The sequence below is a fragment of the bacterium genome (assembly GCA_008933615.1).
Taxonomy (GTDB): domain Bacteria; phylum CLD3; class CLD3; order SB21; family SB21; genus SB21.
On sequence record WBUR01000008.1, the window covers coordinates 77,104 to 99,665 of the forward strand.

16 protein-coding genes are annotated in these 22,562 nt (G+C 45.8%); 11 read left to right on the forward strand and 5 right to left on the reverse strand.

What is annotated here, in order from left to right; translation table 11 throughout:
• The first annotated feature begins 4 nt into the window (after positions 1 to 4).
• From F9K33_04570 to F9K33_04605, 8 genes are all read left to right on the forward strand, one after another.
• Entirely contained in the window at positions 5 to 2,593 is a 2,589-nt protein-coding gene (locus tag F9K33_04570) for a protein kinase (protein KAB2880637.1), read from the forward strand.
• 18 nt (positions 2,594 to 2,611) lie between these two features.
• Positions 2,612 to 2,959 carry a hypothetical protein gene (locus F9K33_04575; GenBank protein ID KAB2880638.1) on the forward strand — a complete coding sequence of 116 codons (348 nt, stop codon included), beginning with the start codon at positions 2,612 to 2,614 and terminating at the stop codon, positions 2,957 to 2,959.
• A 44-nt stretch (positions 2,960 to 3,003) separates the two neighbouring features.
• The gene (locus F9K33_04580) at positions 3,004 to 5,652 is read left to right on the forward strand and encodes a protein kinase (GenBank protein ID KAB2880639.1); all 2,649 of its coding nucleotides are present in this window, start codon (positions 3,004 to 3,006) and stop codon (positions 5,650 to 5,652) included.
• Positions 5,653 to 5,774: 122 nt separating this feature from the next.
• The gene (locus F9K33_04585) at positions 5,775 to 7,109 is read left to right on the forward strand and encodes an aminopeptidase P family protein (protein ID KAB2880640.1); all 1,335 of its coding nucleotides are present in this window, start codon (positions 5,775 to 5,777) and stop codon (positions 7,107 to 7,109) included.
• A gap of 42 nt (positions 7,110 to 7,151) precedes the next feature.
• Entirely contained in the window at positions 7,152 to 9,800 is a 2,649-nt protein-coding gene (locus tag F9K33_04590) for a protein kinase (GenBank protein ID KAB2880641.1), read from the forward strand.
• A gap of 57 nt (positions 9,801 to 9,857) precedes the next feature.
• Positions 9,858 to 11,516, forward strand: coding sequence for a DUF885 domain-containing protein (locus tag F9K33_04595; protein KAB2880642.1), 1,659 nt, complete (start codon positions 9,858 to 9,860; stop codon positions 11,514 to 11,516).
• 171 nt (positions 11,517 to 11,687) lie between these two features.
• The gene (locus F9K33_04600; GenBank protein ID KAB2880643.1) at positions 11,688 to 12,437 is read left to right on the forward strand and encodes an antibiotic biosynthesis monooxygenase; all 750 of its coding nucleotides are present in this window, start codon (positions 11,688 to 11,690) and stop codon (positions 12,435 to 12,437) included.
• Between the two features lie 47 nt (positions 12,438 to 12,484).
• Positions 12,485 to 13,561, forward strand: coding sequence for a WG repeat-containing protein (locus tag F9K33_04605; GenBank protein ID KAB2880644.1), 1,077 nt, complete (start codon positions 12,485 to 12,487; stop codon positions 13,559 to 13,561).
• Between the two features lie 15 nt (positions 13,562 to 13,576).
• On the opposite strand, the gene F9K33_04610 is transcribed toward F9K33_04605, so the two are convergent.
• A complete protein-coding gene (locus F9K33_04610; GenBank protein KAB2880645.1) occupies positions 13,577 to 15,178 on the reverse strand; it encodes a response regulator in 1,602 nt (533 codons plus the stop codon).
• Positions 15,179 to 15,311: 133 nt separating this feature from the next.
• Between F9K33_04610 and F9K33_04615 the strand changes: the two genes are divergently transcribed.
• The 3 genes from F9K33_04615 to F9K33_04625 all read left to right on the forward strand — a co-directional run bounded on the left by F9K33_04615 (position 15,312) and on the right by F9K33_04625 (position 17,219).
• On the forward strand, positions 15,312 to 15,707 hold the full coding sequence (locus F9K33_04615) for a RidA family protein (protein KAB2880646.1): 396 nt from the start codon (positions 15,312 to 15,314) through the stop codon (positions 15,705 to 15,707).
• 44 nt (positions 15,708 to 15,751) lie between these two features.
• On the forward strand, positions 15,752 to 16,762 hold the full coding sequence (locus F9K33_04620) for a cytochrome c (GenBank protein ID KAB2880647.1): 1,011 nt from the start codon (positions 15,752 to 15,754) through the stop codon (positions 16,760 to 16,762).
• Between the two features lie 247 nt (positions 16,763 to 17,009).
• Positions 17,010 to 17,219, forward strand: a complete 210-nt coding sequence (locus F9K33_04625) for a hypothetical protein (GenBank protein KAB2880648.1) — start codon at positions 17,010 to 17,012, stop codon at positions 17,217 to 17,219.
• A 291-nt stretch (positions 17,220 to 17,510) separates the two neighbouring features.
• On the opposite strand, the gene F9K33_04630 is transcribed toward F9K33_04625, so the two are convergent.
• The 4 genes from F9K33_04630 to F9K33_04645 form a co-directional block, all read right to left on the reverse strand.
• Positions 17,511 to 18,707 carry an ABC transporter permease gene (locus tag F9K33_04630; GenBank protein KAB2880649.1) on the reverse strand — a complete coding sequence of 399 codons (1,197 nt, stop codon included), beginning with the start codon at positions 18,705 to 18,707 and terminating at the stop codon, positions 17,511 to 17,513.
• Between the two features lie 12 nt (positions 18,708 to 18,719).
• Positions 18,720 to 19,883, reverse strand: coding sequence for an ABC transporter permease (locus F9K33_04635; GenBank protein ID KAB2880650.1), 1,164 nt, complete (start codon positions 19,881 to 19,883; stop codon positions 18,720 to 18,722).
• A 24-nt stretch (positions 19,884 to 19,907) separates the two neighbouring features.
• On the reverse strand, positions 19,908 to 21,134 hold the full coding sequence (locus F9K33_04640) for a hypothetical protein (GenBank protein KAB2880651.1): 1,227 nt from the start codon (positions 21,132 to 21,134) through the stop codon (positions 19,908 to 19,910).
• 103 nt (positions 21,135 to 21,237) lie between these two features.
• The gene (locus F9K33_04645; protein KAB2880652.1) at positions 21,238 to 22,497 is read right to left on the reverse strand and encodes a hypothetical protein; all 1,260 of its coding nucleotides are present in this window, start codon (positions 22,495 to 22,497) and stop codon (positions 21,238 to 21,240) included.
• Between the last annotated feature and the right edge of the window lie 65 nt (positions 22,498 to 22,562).

A 22,562-nucleotide genomic window follows, 5' to 3' on the forward strand; every position in this document is an offset into this window, starting at 1 on the left:
ACGAATGATTGGACAAACAGTTTCTCATTATCAAATCCTCGAAAAACTCGGCGAGGGCGGGATGGGCGTCGTGTATAAAGCCCAGGATACCACACTGGACAGGATCGTTGCGCTAAAATTTCTCCCCCACTATCTCAATTCCAACGATGAGGAACGTGCGCGTTTTCTGCAGGAAGCCAAAGCCGCATCCGCTCTCAATCATCCGAATGTGTGCACGATCTATGGTATCGAAGAGCACGAAGGCCAGCAATTTATCGAAATGGAATACGTCAACGGCGTGACGATGAAACATAAATTCACCGAATCGCCTCTGAAAATCAGTGATACGATCACCTATGCGCTTCAAATCGGCGAAGCCTTACAGGAAGCTCATGCCAATGGTATCGTGCACCGCGATGTAAAATCCGAAAATATCATGGTCAATTCCAAGAACCAGATCAAAGTGATGGATTTTGGTTTGGCCAAACTTCGCGGCTCCATAAAATTAACAAAATCATCGAGTACGACCGGCACGCTCGCCTACATGGCACCGGAACAAATTCAAGGCCAGCAGGTGGATGCAAGGGCGGATATATTTTCATTTGGTGTTGTGCTCTATGAAATGCTCACCGGACATACACCGTTTCGAGGCGAACACGAAGCGGCAATGATCTATTCGATCGTGAATGAAGAGCCGCAGCCGATTCAGAAATTTCGTGAGGACATAACCAGCGAACTGATGCACGTTTTGAATCGAGCATTGGAAAAAGATCCGGAGGAGCGGTATCAGACGGTAAAAGACATGACGATCGATCTGCGTCGCTTGAAGAAAGAATCGACACGCGTTAGCCGCAGTGTGATCATGGAGACGCCCGGTGAATACAAAAATGCCTCCACTACATCAACTGAGTTTCTTCGGCCTAAGAAAAAATTATGGATAGGCATCAGCGCGACTCTTGTAGTAATGATCCTGCTTGTCAGCATTTGGTTTTTCAGAAAATCGACCGAATTGAACCCCGACATGACTTTTCGTGTTTTGCAAATTCCTTTCACTCAGATCAGCTACCCGGGCATATCCTCAGATGGTAAATGGATTGCATTTCCGGGCGCCGACGCCAACAGCCGATGGGATGTCTATTTCATGAATTCGTCCGGAGGAGAACCGAGGCGCATCACATCCGATTCCGCTTTGTTTACAAACCGCGCCGAAATTTCACCCGACGGAAGTCAGATTGTATACGACCGCGTCAATGACTTTACCCGGTTTTCACCAGAGATTTGCATTGTTCCTTCTCTCGGAGGAATCAGTACGGCCATTGTTAAAGATGGCTTTTCGCCCTTGTGGAGACCGGATGGAGAGCGTATCGGATATATAAGCGCAAGAAACTCAGAATTCTGGTCGGTGAAAATTGACGGAAGTGATAAGCGATGCGAATTCATCGACTCACTCTCACAAGTTCAGGGATCACTCACTCGTGTATCGTTCGCCTGGTCGCCGGATGGCAGATCCATTGCTTGGTTGACCAACTTCGCCGGATTCTATCAGGAAATATTTGTTTGGGACTTGACATCGCACCAATCACGACAACTCACTTTCGATAAAAACAATATCGACGAAGTTGCATGGACACAAAATGATCAAATCATTTTTTCTTCCAACAAGGGCGGCAATACTAACCTTTGGATCATTCCTTCGAAGGGCGGCCAGGCGGTACAATTGACCAAGGGAAGCGGGCCCGATCTCGGCGTGCGCACGTCGTGGGATAACAAGAAATTAATTTACATGCAGCAGCAGAATATTGGCCATCTTTGGATTGCGGGCCTGGACGGAAGCAGCGCACGGCAGCTAACTTACGGGGATCAATCTATTATCAATCCGGATGTCAGCCCCGATGGAAAACATATTATTTTCCAAATGTCAGAGTCCGATCCGCTCAAAGCGCTCGGGCAAAGTATTTATATGATCAACAGGGATGGGAGCGGCCAAAGACCGCTTACATCCGGTGAATTGACATCGCGGAATCCGGGATGGTCGCCGGACGGGAAATGGATCGCTTATCACGCGCGCAGACCGTCCGAGCCTCCTGATTCATCAAAAATCTTTTTGATCGATGCCAACAATCCCGGTACACCAAAATTTATCGGTCGTGGAGGCAGTGTTTACTGGATCAATGAGTCCTCTCTCATTGCATTTCATTCGTCCGGATCCTGGCTTACTTTTATTGATGGGTCGCCCCAGCAGAAATTTTTTGAAGATTCCACATCTTCTTTCCCGATGTCTGGAGGCCAATTAATATCATACATTGACAATCATGCAGGAAAAGAGGGGCTCTACATTGTCAAATCCGGTGAACCATCCACCAAAGCCAAAAAGATCTTAACAGGCAATTTTCAACTTCTTTCTATAGTCGGTAAAAGTGTGTACTACATTAACGCGTCAAATGAATTACAACGGATCAACGTCGTTACCGGCGCGAAAGAAAAAGTCAACGGTGCATTCCCGGGGCTGCTATTGGGCGCATCCGGACAAGTCAGATCGGATGAAAAGGAAATTGTATATGCCGATCAGCAGGTGCGGTCTAAACTGGTATTGGTCGATAACTTATTTAAATAAAATAATCCGGAGCGAGCGATGTCCCAGTACGGTGTAAGCTTGGAAACCATAACCAGCGCAGCCTCTCACTTAAAAGAAGTGAAGAAGGAGAATCTGGCTATCGGCGACTGGGTATTTGCAAAGACGGTCAATTCGATTTACAGGATCCACGTCCTCGGAAAGAATACGTATGAAATTACCGGCGGTTGGTTTGACGCTCGAGGACTTTCTCCGGCGATCATGAAGATTTATGGCTGTACCTGGGGTTCACGTGTGATCAAAACCAATATCGTAGCGGCGTGCGGGATGTCGATTGAGTTTGAAAAACGTATCATTACCAGCCCAATCGTGTCCGTGGTACATTTACCTTGCCGCAAGTTGAATTGACAGAGCAGAGTAACCTAAATTTTTTTGAAAAAGGATCTTGATCTATGATCAACCAAACTATTTCACACTACAAAATAATTGACAAAGTTGGTGAAGGCGGTATGGGCATCGTCTACAAAGCCCAAGACCTGAATCTCGATAGGTTCGTTGCCTTAAAGTTCCTGCCGGAACGATTATCCAACTCCGAACAGGACCGTGCCCGCTTTTTGCAGGAAGCCAAAGCCGCCTCCGCTTTGAATCACCCAAATATCTGCACGATCCACGGTATCGAAGAACACGATAAACAAATGTTCATCGTCATGGAACTGGTGGAAGGTCAAACCCTCAACGAAAAGAAAAGTTCTATCAGTTTCAAACAAGCGATTGACATCGGTATTCAATTAGCCGAAGGCCTTGCTGTCGCCCATGAGAAGGGTATTGTTCACCGGGACATCAAGCCGGACAATATCATGATTCGTAAGGATGGCATCGCGCAGATCATGGATTTCGGATTAGCCAAACTCAGAGGAGTATCGCGTTTAACCAAAGAAGGCAGTACGGTTGGAACCGCCGGCTACATGTCGCCGGAACAGGTGCAGGGACAAGATGCGGATCATCGTTCGGATATATTTTCACTGGGCGTGTTACTTTATGAATTATTCACAGGCCAACTTCCGTTCCGGGGTGTTCATGAAACAGCCTTGATGTATGAAATTGTCAACGTCGATCCTCCTCCGATGTCGGCAGTGAAACCGGACATAAGCCCTGAATTAGATGCAATCATATTGGAATGTATGGAGAAGGATCCGAACGAGCGTACGCAATCGGTAAAACAGATCGCCATTGACCTGAAGAGATTCAAACGGGAATCCTCCAGATCCAGAGTCAGTATGATCCGGCCTGCCATGACGCAATCCTCTGTCGGTGTGCGCGAAACACGACCAATACCCGGCTCAACGAAAAAAATGCTGCCGTGGATCGTATCACTTATTTTATTTTTGGCAACAATCACAGCGCTTTGGGCGCCTTGGCAGTCAAAGCGTGAAGAGCCCGTTGCGCGGTTCAAATTGACGCTTCCCAAAGACGACGGGCTTGACCTTATCATATATTCCGCTCTGGCCATAGCTCCGGATGGTTCCAGATTTGTGTACAGAGCTAATGGCAGGTTGTATTGGCGAACGTTGGATAATATTGACGCGATTGCTATTCCGGGTACGGAAGACGGCGGTAGTCCGTTTTTTTCTCCCGACGGCAGGTGGATTGGATTTTTTGGCGGCGCAAAATTGAAAAAAGTTTCGATCAGCGGAGGGGCCCCTATCGTTCTCGCCGATGCGCCGGACAATCGTGGCGGATCCTGGGGCACGGACGGCTCTATTGTTTTTACGCCGTATGTTAATTCAGGACTAATGCGAATTCCAGAAGCAGGAGGGCTTGTCGAGCCGATCACTGCCTTAGATAGTACAAAAAGAGAACGCACTCATCGCTGGCCTTACTTTCTTCCGGACGGAACCGGCGTTATTTTTACGGTTGGCGTAACGGAAAGCCCGGACTATTACGAAGAGGCAACCATTCAATACGTAAACCTAAAAACGGGCATGCGCAAACTGCTAATCAATGGCGCGAGCTCTGCACAATATGCTGAAACGGGCCACTTGATTTTTTCCCGATCAGGAGTCCTTTATGCGGAACCGTTTAACGCCGACCGTATTGAAGTAATTAATTCCCCTTCACCGGTCATCGATGATGTAAGCGGCGATCCGACCACGGGGGGAATGCATTTTTCAATTTCCAGAAATGGAACATTAGTATACGTTTCAGGAAATACCGAGGGAGCCGAACGTGCGCTCATCAAGATCGACCGTAACGGTAAGGAATCCACTTTCGATTTAGCTTCAGGACCCCTGATGGAGCCGCGCATGTCCCCGGACGGCCAGCGAATCGCTCTAGTTCTTGGCTCCGGAAAGGATTCGGATATCTGGATCTATGATGTTACTCGCAGAACCATGAGCCGGTTGACATTTGGCGGAACAAACCGGACACCAACGTGGTCGCCCGATGGAAAGCAAGTGGCCTATTTTTCAACATCGCGCGGCATATTCACAAAACCATTTGACGGCAGCGCTAATGAAAAGCCTACCGTATCCGGACTTGGCAGAACGTATATTAGTGCGTGGTCTAGGGACGGTTTGATGCTGATCCTGGACAAGGCAACACAGGGAAATCAATCCGATATTCATGTTTTGCCGTTGACCGAAACTCAAAAACCATTTGACTTCTTATCCTCTGAATTTGATGAATACATGGGTACACTTTCACCGGATCAAAAATGGTTAGCGTATGTCTCTAACGAATCGGGATCATATCAGGTTTATGTTCAATCCTTTCCGGAACGAAAAGGAAAATGGCAGATCTCGACGCAGGGCGGATTAGAACCGCGTTGGTCACCGGACGGTAAAACCTTATATTACCATCAAAACACACGTATGATGGCCGTTGCGATTTCTACTAATCCCGCATTTTCAGCGGGACAGCCGCAACTTCTCTTCGACGGTATGCCGTTTCTGCCGACAGACAGCGGGGTTACGTATGATGTGACGCCCGATGGCCAATATTTTATCAGCACGCGCGCAAATAAAAAAGATAACTTTCAACAGATCACCGTTGTGTTGAATTGGTTTACCGACTTGAAAAATAAAACTTCAACCATAAAATAGAATATTTAGAAAAAGTATTGAACTGTTCACAACAAGAATCCATAAATAATCTTATTCGAGTGTATCCGGCCCGAAGTGAACACGCGGCAGCACAACGAAAAACATTCACTAAAGGAGACATTATGAAAAGCTTCCTTCAAATAGTTCTTTTTGTTGCATTAATTCCGCCGATAAGTGCGCAGGACCTTTGGCAGTACTTCACGGCTGACGATTTTGCAAAACGCAGATCCGTTCTCATGGACAAGATCGGTGATGGAGTTGCAGTGTTCCTGGGCGCCGAACTTCCGGAAGCGTTTATCAAATTTCGTCAGGACAATACCTTCTACTACCTTACCGGCGTCGACGCACCGGACGCCATCCTGATCATCGACGGGTTGAAAAAGACAACCCATTTGGTGGTACCTTCGATCACGTCCGGCGATATTCGAAATGAAGCGAGGATTGTACCAGGCCTTGAAGCTGCAGCGAAGTATAAAGTGGATTGGGTTTCCTCCCGATCGAACTTCAGCTCAATATTAGAAAGTTACCTTTCGCCGAATCATACGGTATTCCTCTATCTCGGCACGGAGGAAACGGCGGAAATGAGCCCCGACCGAAGCGGGGCGACTCGCCTAAGAAGGCTCAACGATCCCTGGGACGGAAGAATTCCCAAGGAAACAAATTTTGCGAATCTAGTAAAGACTCGATTTCCCGGCGTCGCGATCAAGGATATCGCTCCGGTTTTACATGCGATGCGGTGGGTAAAGGATGAAAAAGAAATTGCCGTTATTCGTGAATGCGGCCGAATCGGCGCGCTAGGTTTTAATGAAGCCATGAAGATCACCCGGCCGGGTCTGTACGAATACCAGGTGGTTGCGGCGTGTGATTTTTACTATCAATACAGCGGACAACAAAATCCGGCATTCTTCGCCATTGCGGCTTCCGGTGAACAGGCTCTTGACTGGCACTATAACGCCAATAACCACGTTATGAAATCAGGGGACGTCATCCTGCTTGATTACGCACCGGACTACCATTATTATGTTACCGACATTACCAGAACATGGCCGGTAAATGGGAAGTTCACAGCTGACCAGAAAAAAATGTATTTGTGCATCGTGGAATACCGCGAGAAAGCAATCAAGGCTCTTAAACCCGGTGTGACATATGAAGATCTTCTTGCTATTGGAAAGGCAGTTTATGAGAAACATGGATACGGCAAACTGTGGCCGAATTACGCAGGACATTTTGTAGGAATGGCGGTGCACGATGTTGGTCAAAAGAACGGACAAGCCTTTGTACCCGGCGTAGTGTTCAACCTCGAGCCGATCATTGAAGACAAAATCAAGAAGGTTCATTTCCGCCTGGAAGACACGATCGTCATTACCAAAGACGGTGCGGAAGTTCTCACCGGGCTCACGCCAGTCGAACCCTCTGACATAGAGAAGGTGATTGCTGAAAAAGGAATTTTCGAATAATCGCAGAAAAAAATATGAACCGCATTTACTTGAGTTAGGCAAATGATCAACCAAACTATTTCACACTACAAAATAATTGACAAGGTTGGTGAAGGCGGTATGGGCATCGTCTACAAAGCCCAAGACCTGAATCTCGATAGGTTCGTTGCCTTAAAGTTCCTGCCGGAACGATTATCCAACTCCGAACAGGACCGTGCCCGCTTTTTGCAGGAAGCCAAAGCCGCCTCCGCTTTGAATCACCCAAATATCTGCACGATCCACGGTATCGAAGAACACGATAAACAAATGTTCATCGTCATGGAACTGGTGGAAGGTCAAACCCTCAACGAAAAGAAAAGTTCTATCAGTTTCAAACAAGCGATTGACATCGGTATTCAATTAGCCGAAGGCCTTGCTGTCGCCCATGAGAAGGGTATTGTTCACCGGGACATCAAGCCGGACAATATCATGATTCGTAAGGATGGCATCGCGCAGATCATGGATTTCGGATTAGCCAAACTCAGAGGAGTATCGCGTTTAACCAAAGAAGGCAGTACGGTTGGAACCGCCGGCTACATGTCGCCGGAACAGGTGCAGGGACAAGATGCGGATCATCGTTCGGATATATTTTCACTGGGCGTGTTACTTTATGAATTATTCACAGGCCAACTTCCGTTCCGGGGTGTTCATGAAACAGCCTTGATGTATGAAATTGTCAACGTCGATCCTCCTCCGATGTCGGCAGTGAAACCGGACATAAGCCCTGAATTAGATGCAATCATATTGGAATGTATGGAGAAGGATCCGAACGAACGTACGCAATCGGTAAAACAGATCGCCATTGACCTGAAGAGATTCAAACGGGAATCCTCCAGATCCAGAGTCAGTATGATCCGGCCGGCGGTGACATCCACCATTAAATCCCCAGAGCCAAACTCAGAAAACAGATCTGCAATGCGATATATTCCTTGGGCAGTTGCGGGAGTATTTCTAACCGTAATTCTTGGAATGCTCCTATTAAAACCTACTACGGAAAAAGGAATTCAAACGTCGATAAGTTCGACTATAATTATTCCTGACTCGATTCGCGCGCTATTTTTTGGCGGCGGATCACCGCCGCTTATTTCGCCGAATGGACAACACATCGCTTTTATTGACGCCTCCAATTCACAAATTCTTGTGTACTCTTTGGAAGATCGAAAAATTATTCGGCTGCCGAAAACTGAAGGATCCATTCATCCGTTTTGGTCACCCGATGGAAAGAATATTGGATTTTTCCAAAACCTGAAACTGAGGAAAACGGATCTCATCGGCGGTTCCCCCGTTACCATTTGTATTTCAGCCAACGCACGCGGCGGAAGTTGGAATACGAATAATGAAATCATATTTACGAATGACTACCAGGCCCCGATCTATTTGGTTTCTGCAAATGGAGGCGATCCTGTGCCTGTTACTACTCTCGACTCAGCTCGAAAGGAAGGATCCCACCGCTGGCCCTATTTTCTTCCTGATGGAAAGCACTTTCTTTTTTTGAGTCGAACGGTCAGTGAATCAGGAGAAGCCGAGGGCGATGCTATCTACGCCGGTTCGTTGGACGGAACTTTAAAAAAAATGATCATTCGCTCTTCTTCAAATGCGGTCTACGCCAACGGTCATATTCTATTTATTCGCGAGCAAACATTACTGGCTCAGCGGTTTGATTATGAAAAGTTAACTGTGAGCGGAGAGCCATTCGTTCTCGAAACCAATGTGATCAATGATATTTCATGGAACCTGGCAATGTATTCTGCCTCGGCTAACGGAATATTAGTTTCCCAAACCGGAAAACTGGTATCGGGTGCGCCAATCCTTGTCTTCAATAAAGAAGGAAAATTGTTACAGACCATGGGCACCAATGACGAACAAAGAGATCCCCGGTTTTCTCCAAACGGAAAAAAACTCGGCGTGTGGTTATACGATCTCAAATCACGTAAGAGTAATCTGTGGACCTACGATCTTCGCACCGGTGGCAAAACCAGATTAACGAACGGGAAAGATGGAGAATTTGGGCCTCAATGGTCGCCGGACGGATCCAGAGTAGTGTACTACATGTTCGGAAAAAAAGGAATATACGAAGTCTCGGTGGACAGGACATTCGAAGTAAATCTCTTTTTCAAGTCAGATGATTTTTTACAAACGTCCGATTGGTCAAGAGACGGCAAGTACATTTTGGTCAGAAAAATCAACGCCGGATTAAATAACTCTGATATAGCGTGGATTGATTCGGAGAAACGTGAGACATTACAACCTTTTCTGTCCTCACAATTTGATGAAGGAGAGGCGCGATTTTCGCCTGATGGAAAATGGGTTTCATACACGTCAAATGAAAGCGGCGATTACGAATTGTATATCACATCCTTTAACAGTAAAAACGGCCAATCCTGGAAACTGTCCGAGACCGGCGCATTCAGGCCTAGCTGGGGTTCCAACTCATCGGAATTGTTTTATATCTCCAATGACCGTTCCGTTGTTCAAGTTTCATGGTCCTATGCTAATGACGTTGTTTCAAATGTGTCAAGAAAGATATTGTTCACCGTTCCGCTAACTACGGTTGATTTTGATATCTCTCCGGATGGAAATAATCTTGCGTTCGTAAGAGCGTTTGAGGCCCAGCCGCTGCCTCCTATTTCTATGAGATTGTTTTGGTATCAGTTACAGAAGGAATCGAAATGATGCTGAGAGACTTTTGATGAAATCCAATTAGCAATTACATGTGAAAGGAAATGAATTATGCGATGTGACTCGAATATTCTATTTCTAATTATAGGCGTTTGCGTGTTCTCTTTACTGTTTACTGCAAATGCCGCATGGGCCGACGAGCGTGACCCTGCGACCGGAACATATAACGATCTTATCAATTTATTTATGGAATTGCGGGTACTGGAACAGCCCGTCACATCAAAAGGCGTTCCCGATTATTCGTCAGAAACAACGCCTAAAATTCGCCGGCGTTTAACCGAATACCAGACCCGTCTTGCGGCTATCGATACAAGCCGCTGGCTTCTTGAGCAGAAAATCGATTATGAATTAGTTCGCGCGGAAATGAACGGCCTGGATTTTAATTTAAGAATATTGCAGCCGTGGGCGCGCGATCCGGCTTACTATGCGTTGGTATGGAGCGAGCAAAGCGACACGCCTTCGCATGAAGGGCCTGTTTGTCATGCCGCGATAGAACTTTGGACGTATAACTTTCCTCTTTCACCGGACGATGAAAAAAAACTTGCCGCGCAATTAAAGATTATTCCGCCGTTTCTCGAACAGGCACGAACCAATCTGACCGGAAACGCGCGCGATCTTTGGATCGCCGGCATCAAAAGCATTCGCGATCAGATAGCTGATCTGGACGACCTGACAAAAAAAACAATAAAGGCCGGCAGAGAATTTCAGGATGCGTTGGGCAAAGCGAGATCGGCAACCTTGAGATTTGCGGAATGGCTGGAACAACAAGCCACACTAAAAACCGGCCCATCCGGAATCGGTAAAGATAATTACACGTGGTATCTTCGTCACGTTCTGCTTGTACCTCTTACATGGGATGAGGAGGTCGCTCTTCTAAGCCGTGAATTGGCGCGTGCATATTCTTCATTGCAGCTGGAGCGGCAGCATAACCGAAACTTACCACAGCTTAAGGCGATCTCGAGTCCGCAAGAGTTTAATCGCCATGCAGATCAATCAATTAGAAATTTAATGAAGTTCTTGAAAGAAAGAGAGATTCTGCCTGTAAAGGATTATATGGAACCGGCATTGCGAAAACATATCGGCTCATTTCAACCGGAAGAAAAACGAAATTTTTTTCATCTGATTATTCACTATGAACCGGCCGTGCTTTACACGCATGCAACCCATTGGTTCGATCTCGCGCGTATGGCTGAAGAACCCCATCCAAGCCTCATTCGCCGCGATCCCTTGCCATACAATATTTGGCTCAGCCGTTCGGAAGGATTGGCCACGGGCGTAGAGGAAATGTTCATGCACACGGGATTGTACGACGACAATCCGCGAGTACGTGAGTTGGTTTGGATCATGCTCGCGCAACGGTGTGCCCGTGGACTCGCCTCGCTTTACGCCCATGCCAACGAGATCACACTTGAGCAGGCCGGAGAGTATCAGATAACATGGACGGCGGCGGGTTGGACGGGTGATGTAGGGCTGGTTGCAGGCGAGCAACACCTGTATTTGCGTCAGCCGGGTTACGGTCCTGGTTATGTAACCGGTAAATATCTTTTAGAACGACTCGCGATGGATCGAGGAAGACAATTGGAAGATAATTTTCGCTTAAACAATTTTTTTGGCGAAATGTATGATGCAGGCATGATCCCGGTCTCATTAATTCGCTGGCAGCTGACCGGCATGGACGACGAAATCAAGAGTATGCATGAAACGAATTAGCCTTTGAATTTAATTAGGAAAGTTGATGGTCGACAAACTTTTTTCTATTTAAAAGCCCTTAATATACTTCTGGGCTAAAAAAAAACAGAAACACAACTATATAAAATAGTGTCCGATAAACTATTGATACCGCTCTGAATTTTTCTTAAATACTGGAAAGGAGTGCTGCTTATGTTTATGCGACTCGTCCAAGCAAAAGTCAAACCCGAGGCGGAAGCCGTCGTGAATGACGTGTACCGCGAGAAAGTCCACTCTGTTTTGCAAAGCACTCTCGGATGCATCTATGCGTCCCTGATTAAAAGTGAATCTCATCCGCACGAGTATATCTCAATGACGTTATGGGAGTCGAAAGAACATGTAGACGCCTACGTGGAAAGCGGCCTTTATAAACGCATACTGAAGGATCTTCAGCCGGTGCTGGCCGATTCTTCCGAGTGGAAAATACAATTATCAAAAGACCTCACCCTTGAATATACCGCTGTGACGGAAGAGCCTGTCGTCGAATCCTATACCATTTCAACGGCGTCATCGGAAAAGATTTCTGTTTCCGAGCAAACTCATCCTAAACACGTTCGCCTTCTTTCATTGAAGATTCGCCCGGATAAAGTTGACCGGTTCAAAGAAGTGTACAAAACCGAAATCATTCCCGCGCTGCTGAATGTACCCGGCTGCGGTTACGCTTTTCTTACGGAAAACCTAAAGGAAGTTAACGAATTCATTTCCATCACCATTTGGAATTCCGCCAAGGATGCTGAAAATTACGAAGCGGGCGGACTTTTCCAGCAGCTGCTCGCAAGAACAAAGCCCTTGTTCACCGAACTCTTCCAATGGAAAATGCAGTTAGGCCACGGCGATTCATCCGCCACCAGCGAAGATATTCGCGTTCAACATTACAATGTGGTGACCGGCAGTAGTTTTTGATTCATCGAGACTATAACAATGGTCTTTTCAAAACCCTGGAGTTATTTATGAAGAAATGTACAATGTCCATATGCCTGTTCTTTGTGTTTTTTTGTATTATGCCGCAGCCGGCTAAAACTCAGAGTCAACTTCATCTTATTAAACAAGATAATTTGTGGGGGTACATCGACGCATACGGAAAAACAGCGATAGTTGCTCAGTTTGATGACGCCCAATCCTTTTCAGAAGGTCTTGCGTTGGTTCGACTGTGTGACCGTTACGGATTTACGGACAGAACAGGACAATATCAGATCAATCCTCAATTTGAAGATGCCGCGTCATTCGAAGAAGATCTTGCCTGCGTCAAGATCAAAGGCAAATGGGGATTTATTGACAAGAATGGCCGTTTTGTCATTTCGGCGCAATTCGATCAGGCGGCTTCGTTTTCGGAAGGCCTCGCACGAGTCAAGATTGGCGGAAAATTTGGATATATTGACAAGTCCGGAAAATACATTGTCAATCCGCAATTCAACAGAGCAGATATCTATTCAGAAGGTATGGTCAGAGTTGAGATCAATGGTAAATCGGGATATTTTGATAAAAACGGCAAGCAAGCAATCAATGGGCAATTTGACAAGGCATCGGGATTTTCGGAAGGTCTGGCGTGCGCCAAAATTGAGGGGAAATGGGGTTATATTGATAAAACCGGCCGTTATGCGATCAATCCTCAATTTGAAGATGCATATCCTTTCCGAGACGGTTTAGCGCGAGTCAAGTCTGCCGGTAAGTGGGGATTTATTGATAAGAACGGATCGTTTGTTATCAAACCACAATTTCAATCTGCCGGAACTTTTTCGGACGGTTTGGCCTGCGTTGTGGGTAACGGAAAGAGAGGCTACATCAATAAAAAAGGAACATGGGTAATTAATCCGAAGTATGATGATGCCCATGACTTTTCCGATGGATTAGCACGTGTGAAAGTCTCCGGCAAATGGGGTTACATTGACAAGAACGGCAAAGCCGTTATTAGTTCTCAATTTGAGAAAACGTCTGATTTCTCAGGGCCTGTTGCGCGCGTTCGTTTAAATGGGCGGATGGCCTACGTGGACAAAAGCGGAAAAATTATTTGGACACAGGTTAAGTAATATCCGTGAATTCAATCAAAGCGTTTCAATATAATCATTGACCGCATGAATGATCTCATCATACGAGACGGGTTTAGGCAGAATTTTTTTTACGTTACTTTCTGCGGCTTTCTGATGATCCAACTGAGTCCCCCATCCTGTGATCATGACGACGTGCGTTTGCGGTGAACGCTGCCTGATCTCCTGCGAAAGTTCCCACCCCGACATTCCCGGCATGCCAAGGTCGGTAAAAATAATTTCATAATGTCTTTGCATTATCATACGAATTGCTTCCTGTCCCGAGGATGCCATTGATACATCATGGCCCTGAATCTCGAGCATTTCTGCGAGTGTGGACCGAACCGCTTCATCGTCGTCCACGACCAGGATCGCAAATTGACGCGTGGTATCCTGCGCGGATTTCACTATTGGATTTTCGGGCATCACCTGATGAACAAAAAGCGCAGCCATCAGTCTGATATAAAAAGTCGTACCTTCTTTTTCCTTACTTTTAAAAGTGATCTCGCCTTTATGCCGCTGTACGATACCATACGCCGTACTCATACCTAATCCGGTTCCGTGTTCCGATTTAGTTGTAAAAAAAGGATCGAATATTTTCGATTGAATATTTTCCGCAATGCCGCAACCCGTATCGCTTACCTCCGTGGTCACCCACTGTTCATCGTGGATATGCTCCAAATAGGTTTTTACCGTCACTTTACCGCCCGATACCATGGAATCAAAAGCATTAAACAGAACGTTTATGAGAACGTCTTTCAATTCAGACGCATTCCCGGTAACGTATGGAATGTCATCGCACATTTTTTCTACTTCGATAGATATCCCCATATTTTCCGCTTCGTCCTTCCAGCGCGTTTTCGTGATCTCGATCACCTCGTCGATAATTTCGTTCATCTGCACCGGCACAAACGTTTCATCTTTTCGAATGCGCGTATAATCCTGCATGCGCTTTATCGTCGACGATCCCTTTAAGGCTGATTTTTCAATGATGAGCAAATCGTCGACAATTTCCGAGCTTTTCATTTTTCGAATCAGCATTTGCGTTCGCCCTAATATGACTCCTAAAATATTATTGAAGTCATGGGCAACCCCCGTAGTGATCACTCCAAGAGAGCGAAGGCGTTCGGACTGAATGAGTTTTTCCTGCGTTTCTCTGAGTTCTTTTGTGCGCTCATCTACCATGTGTTCAAGGCTGTTTTGGTAGGCAAGAATCTTCTTTTGAAGTTTTGATTTTTCCAATGTGCGGCGAATGCGGATAAAAAATTCGTCGCGTTCTCTTTCTCCGCTCGCTTTGAAAATATAATCCTCCGCTCCGTCCTTAAGCGCTTCAATGGCGGATTCGCGGTCTCCAAATGCGGTCATGATGACCACAGGCATGGTCGGCCGCGCTGACTTTGAAAACTTAAGCATAGCTATTCCGTCCATGTCCGGCATGATCAGATCGCACAGCAGCAGGTCAAACTCGGAATTCTCAAGCATTCGTTTCGCATGCAGAGGCTCACTCGCGCTGAAAACGACATATCCTTCTTTTTCCAGCATTTTTCCCATGGCAAATAACTGTACTTTGCTGTCATCGACAACCAAAATCCGCTCATGTGGTTTTTCAATATTGGACATACTTACTTTTCAACTTTTGCGTTACGTTTAAACATACTAAATCTTTAATCTCAAATCAAAAAAAATTAATATTGTCTATAAGGCAAAACCTATTTATCTTTCACATATCAGGTTTGTTACATTTGACTGTATTATGAACTCCAAGCGAAGGAATATTTCGTCCGGCGTGCCATGGGAACCCGTTGTGGGTTATTCACGCGCGGTACGAATCGGAAGCAACATTTACGTTTCCGGAACAACGGCGACCAACGAAAAAGGAGATGTGGTTGGCGCCGGCGATCCGTATGCGCAAACCATTCAAACTTTAAAAAATATCGAATCGGCTTTGATAAAAGCCGGCGCATCTTTGCAGGATGTTGTTCGTACGCGAATGTACGTTCTGAATATCGACGACTGGGAAAAGATCGGAAAGGCGCACGGCGAATATTTCGCTGCGATTCGCCCGGCAACAAGCATGATCGAGGTCAGCAGGCTCATTCACCCGGATATGCTTGTTGAAATAGAAGCCGAAGCAATTGTTGCTGCTTAAAAGAGTCTTTTGAATTAATGGATTTAAATGTAAGGGCCGTTTCTATGAAAACATTTCTGAAAATCCTTGTCGGAATAGTTGGAATTGTAGTCCTACTCATAATCGGAGGACTTTCTTATCTGACCACCCAGTTCCCCAATGCCGGACCCATTGAAAATATCACGATCGAATCGACGCCGGAACGAGTTCAACGCGGCGAATATCTTTCGAATCACGTTGCAATGTGTGTCGATTGCCACTCGCATAGAAATTGGGAATATTATGCCGGCCCGTTGACACCCGAAACTTTTGGCATCGGAGGTGAACTGTTCTCTGAAGATATGGGTTTCCCCGGTAACATCTATTCCAAAAACATCACGCCGGCCAATACGGGAATCAAAGGATGGACTGACGCAGATATTTTTCATGCCATCACTACAGGCGTAACCAAATCCGGTAATGCGCTTTTCCCGTTGATGCCTTATCCTAATTTCAGCGTCTCTGATCGGGAAGATATTTATTCCATCATCGCTTATATTAAGACCTTAAAACCAATCGAAAATCAAGTTAAGGAAACAAAGCTCAATTTTCCTTTAAACCTCATTGTTCGTTCGATTCCTAAACCTGCCGAATTTACCACGCGTCCTGAAAAAACAGACACCGTCGCCTACGGAAAATACATGATTACTCTCGCCTCCTGCGGTGAGTGTCATACTCCGAAGGAAAAAGGCGATCCGATACCGGGCATGGATTTCGCCGGAGGATTCAAATTTGTTATGCCATGGGGAACTATCCGAACGGCCAATATCACCCCTGACATTGAAACGGGTATAGGTTCTTGGACGAAAGAACAATTTATCAAACGGTTCAAAACATTTGACAATGATGCTGCCAAGCAGGTCGTATTAAAGCCACCTTTTGACGAAGGACATTTTAATACGCTAATGCCGTGGACGCAATACGCCGGAATGACCGAAGAAGATCTTGGCGCAATTTACGCCTATTTAAGAACTGTCAAGCCCGTTAAGAATAAAGTTCAGAAATACTCTGCTGAAGGGGCTACCTACCAGAAGTAAGCTTAATTCTGCCCCGGATGGGTAACAAAACCAACGGGGCAGTATTTCTTTAGATTTGCCGGAAATTCTTGCATCTATGTGAATTTTCGATACACTATCCGTTTTTTACCCCTCTCAGCTGTTTACCTCCATTCAAACTCATCCATTAAATATAGATTTAACAATCATTTCATTTTAATCGTTACGTTCGTAAAGACTGGCATCTTTTCTGCTGAAACATATTAGCAGATAATACGAATGAGATTATATGAAACTAAGAAAACAAAACAAGATCATAGAAATTGCGATAACCGACTATAATGCAACTTCTTTCACGGTAAAATTAGAAATGTCACCGCAGGAAAAGGTAGATAAGACTAAATTGGATACATCGGATGTGCTGCTTATTCCAAACGAAGAAAAAAAAGAGTCACGAATCAAGAAGTCAGCTGTTAAATCCGGGAGTAACAAATTATGAGAAACAAACTTTACGGTCCCGAAGTGCCGGTTAACCCGGTCATGACGAAAGCAGAACCGGCTCCGGAAAAAAAACTTCCGAAACGTCCTATATCCGGTTACGGCCCGTCATTAGCTCTGAAAATTTTTCCTCCGCATAAGAAATAAAATCTTCTGTTTTTTCCTCATACTCCTCCACTTCTGCTTTGAAGAGATATGACTTCAAAGCAGAAGTCCTCTTTTTATGGAAAATAAAAAACCGGACTTTAAAGCCCGGTTTCAGAACCCAATCACTTATTTCCTGAAATGCTTTTTAGGCATTTCTGAGCGAATCAACAATATTTAATCGCGCTGCGCGTACGGATGGGAATAAACCACCCAGAAAACCCATGATCAGCGCAAACATCATTGCATTGATAACGATGTCTTGTGATATAGCAAATGAAAAAGTTAACTCTGAAAAAGAATTAAAATTCATCGTAGAAATGGTCAAAAACTGGAGCAGAGATGCGAGCGCGATCCCGACGATGCCGCCTGTTGCTGAAATGAACAGTGTCTCAAATAGAAAGCTCGCCAAAACGCTGCGACGGCGGAATCCAAGAGCCCGCAATGTGCCGATCTCCGTTGTGCGCGTGGCGACGGCAGTATACATCGTAATGACAGCCCCGATAATAGCGCCCATACTAAAAATGATCGTAATGGCTGTTCCTAATACCGCAATAAAAGTCGCGAGCGCTTCGGATTGTTCCTGATAAAATTTTATTTCTGTTTTTGGCTCAAACATATTGATCCGGCGATCGCTTTCAAATGCTTGCCCGAATTGTTCAATAGTTACTCCGTCCGCCATCTGAACCGTCATCGTGGAAGCAGAATTACCGCGATTAAAAGCGGCCTGGAGTTGAGTCGCATCGCCCCATATCTCCGACTCGAATGAACTTCCTTTTGCATCCATTACGCCGACGATCGTCCATTGATCATTTGCAAACTTGATTTTGTCGCCTAATTTCGCGCCGGCAAACCGCTTTGTAACAGCATGCCCAACTACAATTTCACGCGAACCGGTATTGAATAAACGTCCATCCACCATTTTGATATACGGTCGTAATTCGAACGCCGCCGGGTCAACGCCCCGCACGGTGATATTGCTCAGGCCGCCATCGACAATGTACAAATTAATAACCACGACTACTTCTGCAGACAGAATCTGCTTGCCGGATTCATTCTTAGCGATCTGAGGAAGGGTTTTGATGACATTGATGGCGTCGCCGTCGATGATGCTGGAAATTTCGCCTTGCGACGATTTTCTCGCAATCACCGCATTACGATCGGAACCGTTGCTCGACAAGGTTTTTTCGACGCCGTAGGACATCATCAGCACCGCAGTGTATACCCACACCACCAAAGCGATGCCGCCGATCGTTATAGCCGTGGTTAACCGTCGGCTGCGGAAACCGCTGGTTATGTACTTGAACGGAACCTGCGGTTTAAAAAAATGCAAGATTTTTTCCATAGACTCTCCTTATTAGCCTGCGTAACGTAATCCATCAACAATTTTAATTCGTACGGCCTGTACCACCGGAATTATACCTGCGATCACTCCAACCAGAATCGCAAATCCGAATTCCTGCATGATTGTTACGGGTTCCAGAATAAATACGGGGAAGAAATTTTTTGGTACCACAATCGCAAACGCTCCGACAAAAAGCAAGGTCAGGCCGTAACCCGCTGCGCCGCCGAGAATTGAAATAAATATAGATTCGCCCGACACGACTCCCAGAATATGTTTGCCGGTAAAGCCGAGCGTTTTCATGACGGCGTACTCGCGGCTTCTCTCGCGCGCCGACATGATCATCGTATTGGTCAGAACCATGAGAATCACTCCGATGATCATAAATGCCATAATGTTGATCCCTGTGATGATCGCGCTGTAGGCGCCGATAAATCCCTGATTAAACGCACGCTCGGTTTCTGTTTTCGTCTCCGCGCTCGAATTGGCAAATAACCCGTCGACGTATTCAGAAATAGCCGCAGCCTGGTTCGGATCACTAATCTTCGCCGCATACCAGCCTATGTATCCTGCCCGCGTGGGCATATCCTGCTTCATCCGCTCATCGAGATATTGCCAATGGAAAAACATTTGCGTCCCGTCGACCGCTTCGCTTCTCGGCTTGTAGATCGCACGAATCACAAAATCCCATTTCCCGGGATAAATATCGCCTTCGATGCTCATGGCGTCGCCAACCTTGAGATTATATTTTTTCGCAATATCCTCACCCAACACGCATGCATTACGCTCTTTTTGGAAGGCTTCTTTTTCTTCAGGCGTCACGATGAATTCCGGATACACGTCAAAGATCGTCTGCGGATCACAGGCCATTCGGGGAAAGAATTCCGATTTATCCTTGTACACACCCTGAAACCAATTGAAATACGTTACGTTCTCCACGCCTTGCGCCTTGGCAATTTTATCGCCGTAACTGTACGGAAGCGGAAAAATGAATGAAACCGCGTGGCGCGTGATGAGCCGGTCGGTGGCCGTAGCCTCTACGGCGGCATACCATGATGTGATCACCGTACGCAATAATCCGAAAGCTCCGACGGCAACTGCAATTCCGAGAATCGTCAGCGTCGTCCGGAATTTGTGCCGCAATGCGTTTTTTATAACTAGTTTTGGTAGCATAATCATTCCTTAATTTAATACCATATCTCTCTATAATCCAAATTGAGCCGCAATTTGTGATACAAAAATCTGCTTTAACGCATCAGCCGTACTCCTAAGATTGACAATCGAATTGAGCCGGTCGCTTCCCTGGCTTCCGATGATGGCAAATACAAATTCTTTGGTCTGTCCGGAGTTCAGAACAGCGGGGCCGACGCTGACCAGTACCCGCTTATCTAGCGCCATCGTATCAACGATCCCTGTATTCAAGACAGGATCTCCCGGAAAATCAAATGTCGGGCGATTGAGTGCAACATTCGGTCTAACGGCTCCGTTTCCATCGAGCCCTTTCATCAGATTGAATTGTTCATTGTCAGGCCTTGATTCGTCTACGCCCTTAAGATATTCGACCATCGCCGCCGGCGTAACGGTTAGACCGTCGTCCGAAGCATACATCGGCATCAAACCGACCGATATGTTCTGCGAAACAATGTCCGTTTTGTTGTAAACATAAATCATATTTCTGGATGTGTCCGACCCGACCAGATCATCGCTTGCATTAATAACATCGGCGTCACACCATAAGCCAACGTGCAGATCCGTATAATTGATATTACTCTTATTACTGATTCTCCAGCGGACCAATACAACATCTTCAAGAGTTGCGCCGGTGAATGAATACGTGCTTTGCTGAACTTCAAGGCCTAGGATCGGATTCACCTCGGTGGATTCGAATTCATCGGCGGCATGTCCGACCGAATCGGCATCATGGAATACAACCCAGCTATCTTCAGCGGATAAGACTTCAGGTTGGCCTCCTGTTTCAGGAGCGCCGGCCCAACTCGGCCAGTGATCCCAGCCAAAGCCGGTATGGCTCTGATCAACCATGTAGACGACATCCAGCATATTATCTGAATAAGTCAAATTCTGAATTGGTGCCGGGGATGAATTGTCAATTCTGCCTTGGGAGAATTCACTGGAAAAGCGAGCCATCGTTACTGAAGGAATTCCATTTTTTGTTGCACCAACAAATAAGCCGCTTGCAAAAATGGTACTGTAAGAATGAAATATTCCACCCGCATTATTCATATCATGGTCTAAGTCTGATTGATCGTAACCCAATATCCCATTCGTTGATACAGCCATTTTCCAATTATTCCCTTGTACAAAACAAGTTGAGGTATCGCAATCGCCTTTGAATAACCCGTTCGGGTCATCTTTTTCTTTGCAGCCTGTATTCATCAGGATACAAAAGCTTATTACTGGTAACCATTTCATATGATCCTCCTTACGTTTTTGGATTAACCTTTAAGTAATGAGTATGATGGCCTGAAAAAAAATTACAATCTTTTTTTAGCTTAAAATAATAATGCCGCGTCATTTATTTCATCTGAAAATACGGCAGCATCATTGGAAACGCATTTTTGAGCTGATCCGCTTTTTGCCGCATATTGACGATCGCATCAAGCCGGTCATTCCCCTCGCCGCCGATCACAGCAAACAAAATATCATATACTCCGCCTGTTTGCATGACGAATGGACCTACACTTGCCATGAGCCGTCCATTGCGGCCTTGATGACACAAGGGACCGATTCCTGAAACAGGATCGCCGGGATATATCAGTGTGCCACCGGGTACGCCAACGATGCTGTCAGGGTACTGTAAACCGGTACTCTTCGTTAACCCTTTCAGAAGATTGTACCTTTCATTGTCGTTGATCGGGTCCGTTCCATTTATATATGCATTTGACGCGCTTAATTTTGTATTTGAACCAGCACCTGTGAAATACAACAATTGATGCCCCACGGCATATTGCTGTCCCGTCGAATTGGTCTCTTCCGTCAGATTATACGTATACACCATATTTCGCAAAGTATCAGTACCTGGCACATTATTATATATTTCGGAGCCCAGTTCGTGATCAAGCCACCAACTCACATAGGCTCCGCTGTAGCTCACATTACTCTTATTTATGATCCGGTAACGAATAAAAACGATATCAGCCATATAACCATATCGGATCATAGATGTCATTCTTTGTAATTCAATACCAAACCCATTTCCCGTTTCTCCATCGGCATTAATGCTATCCGCTTTCAGATCATGACACACACTCCAGCTGTCCTGATTTCCAAGTAAAAGCGGCTGATCCGAAACAGAGTCCCAGAGCGCGCCTAGCGCGACCGGCCAAAAACGCCAGTCAATACTAGATGGGTCATCATCAATAATGTATATCCTTGCTGAATCAGGCGATGAATAGGTCAATTGCAAAAATGCGGCCGGCTCTTTGTTCGTTATTCTACCAGGAATAAATTCTGATTGGAATTCAATCTGTGAAACGCGGGGAAACCCGTCTTTCATGGCTCCGACATAAAGACCGCCAGCGTATAGACCAGTTGTGCCGGAGCCTTTGGGAAACTCGGCTCCTGCATTATTATAATCCCCATCATCATCTGTTTGATCATGACCCCATTTCCCGTTTGTGTGCAGAACCATCCTCCACCGGTTCTCGATCCAGCGCGGGCCTGCTTTCGGAAGAGAATCTGCCGGCGTCAGGTTTCCGTGATATTCAAATTGTCCTTCGATGCAACCCATAGTCAAAATTAATACTGCTGTAAAGAGAAAAGCCGTTGTTTTCATAGATCCTCCGAAACACTAATAAATAGGTTTGTCTTTCTATAAATAGTGTTTCGAGGTAAAAAAAA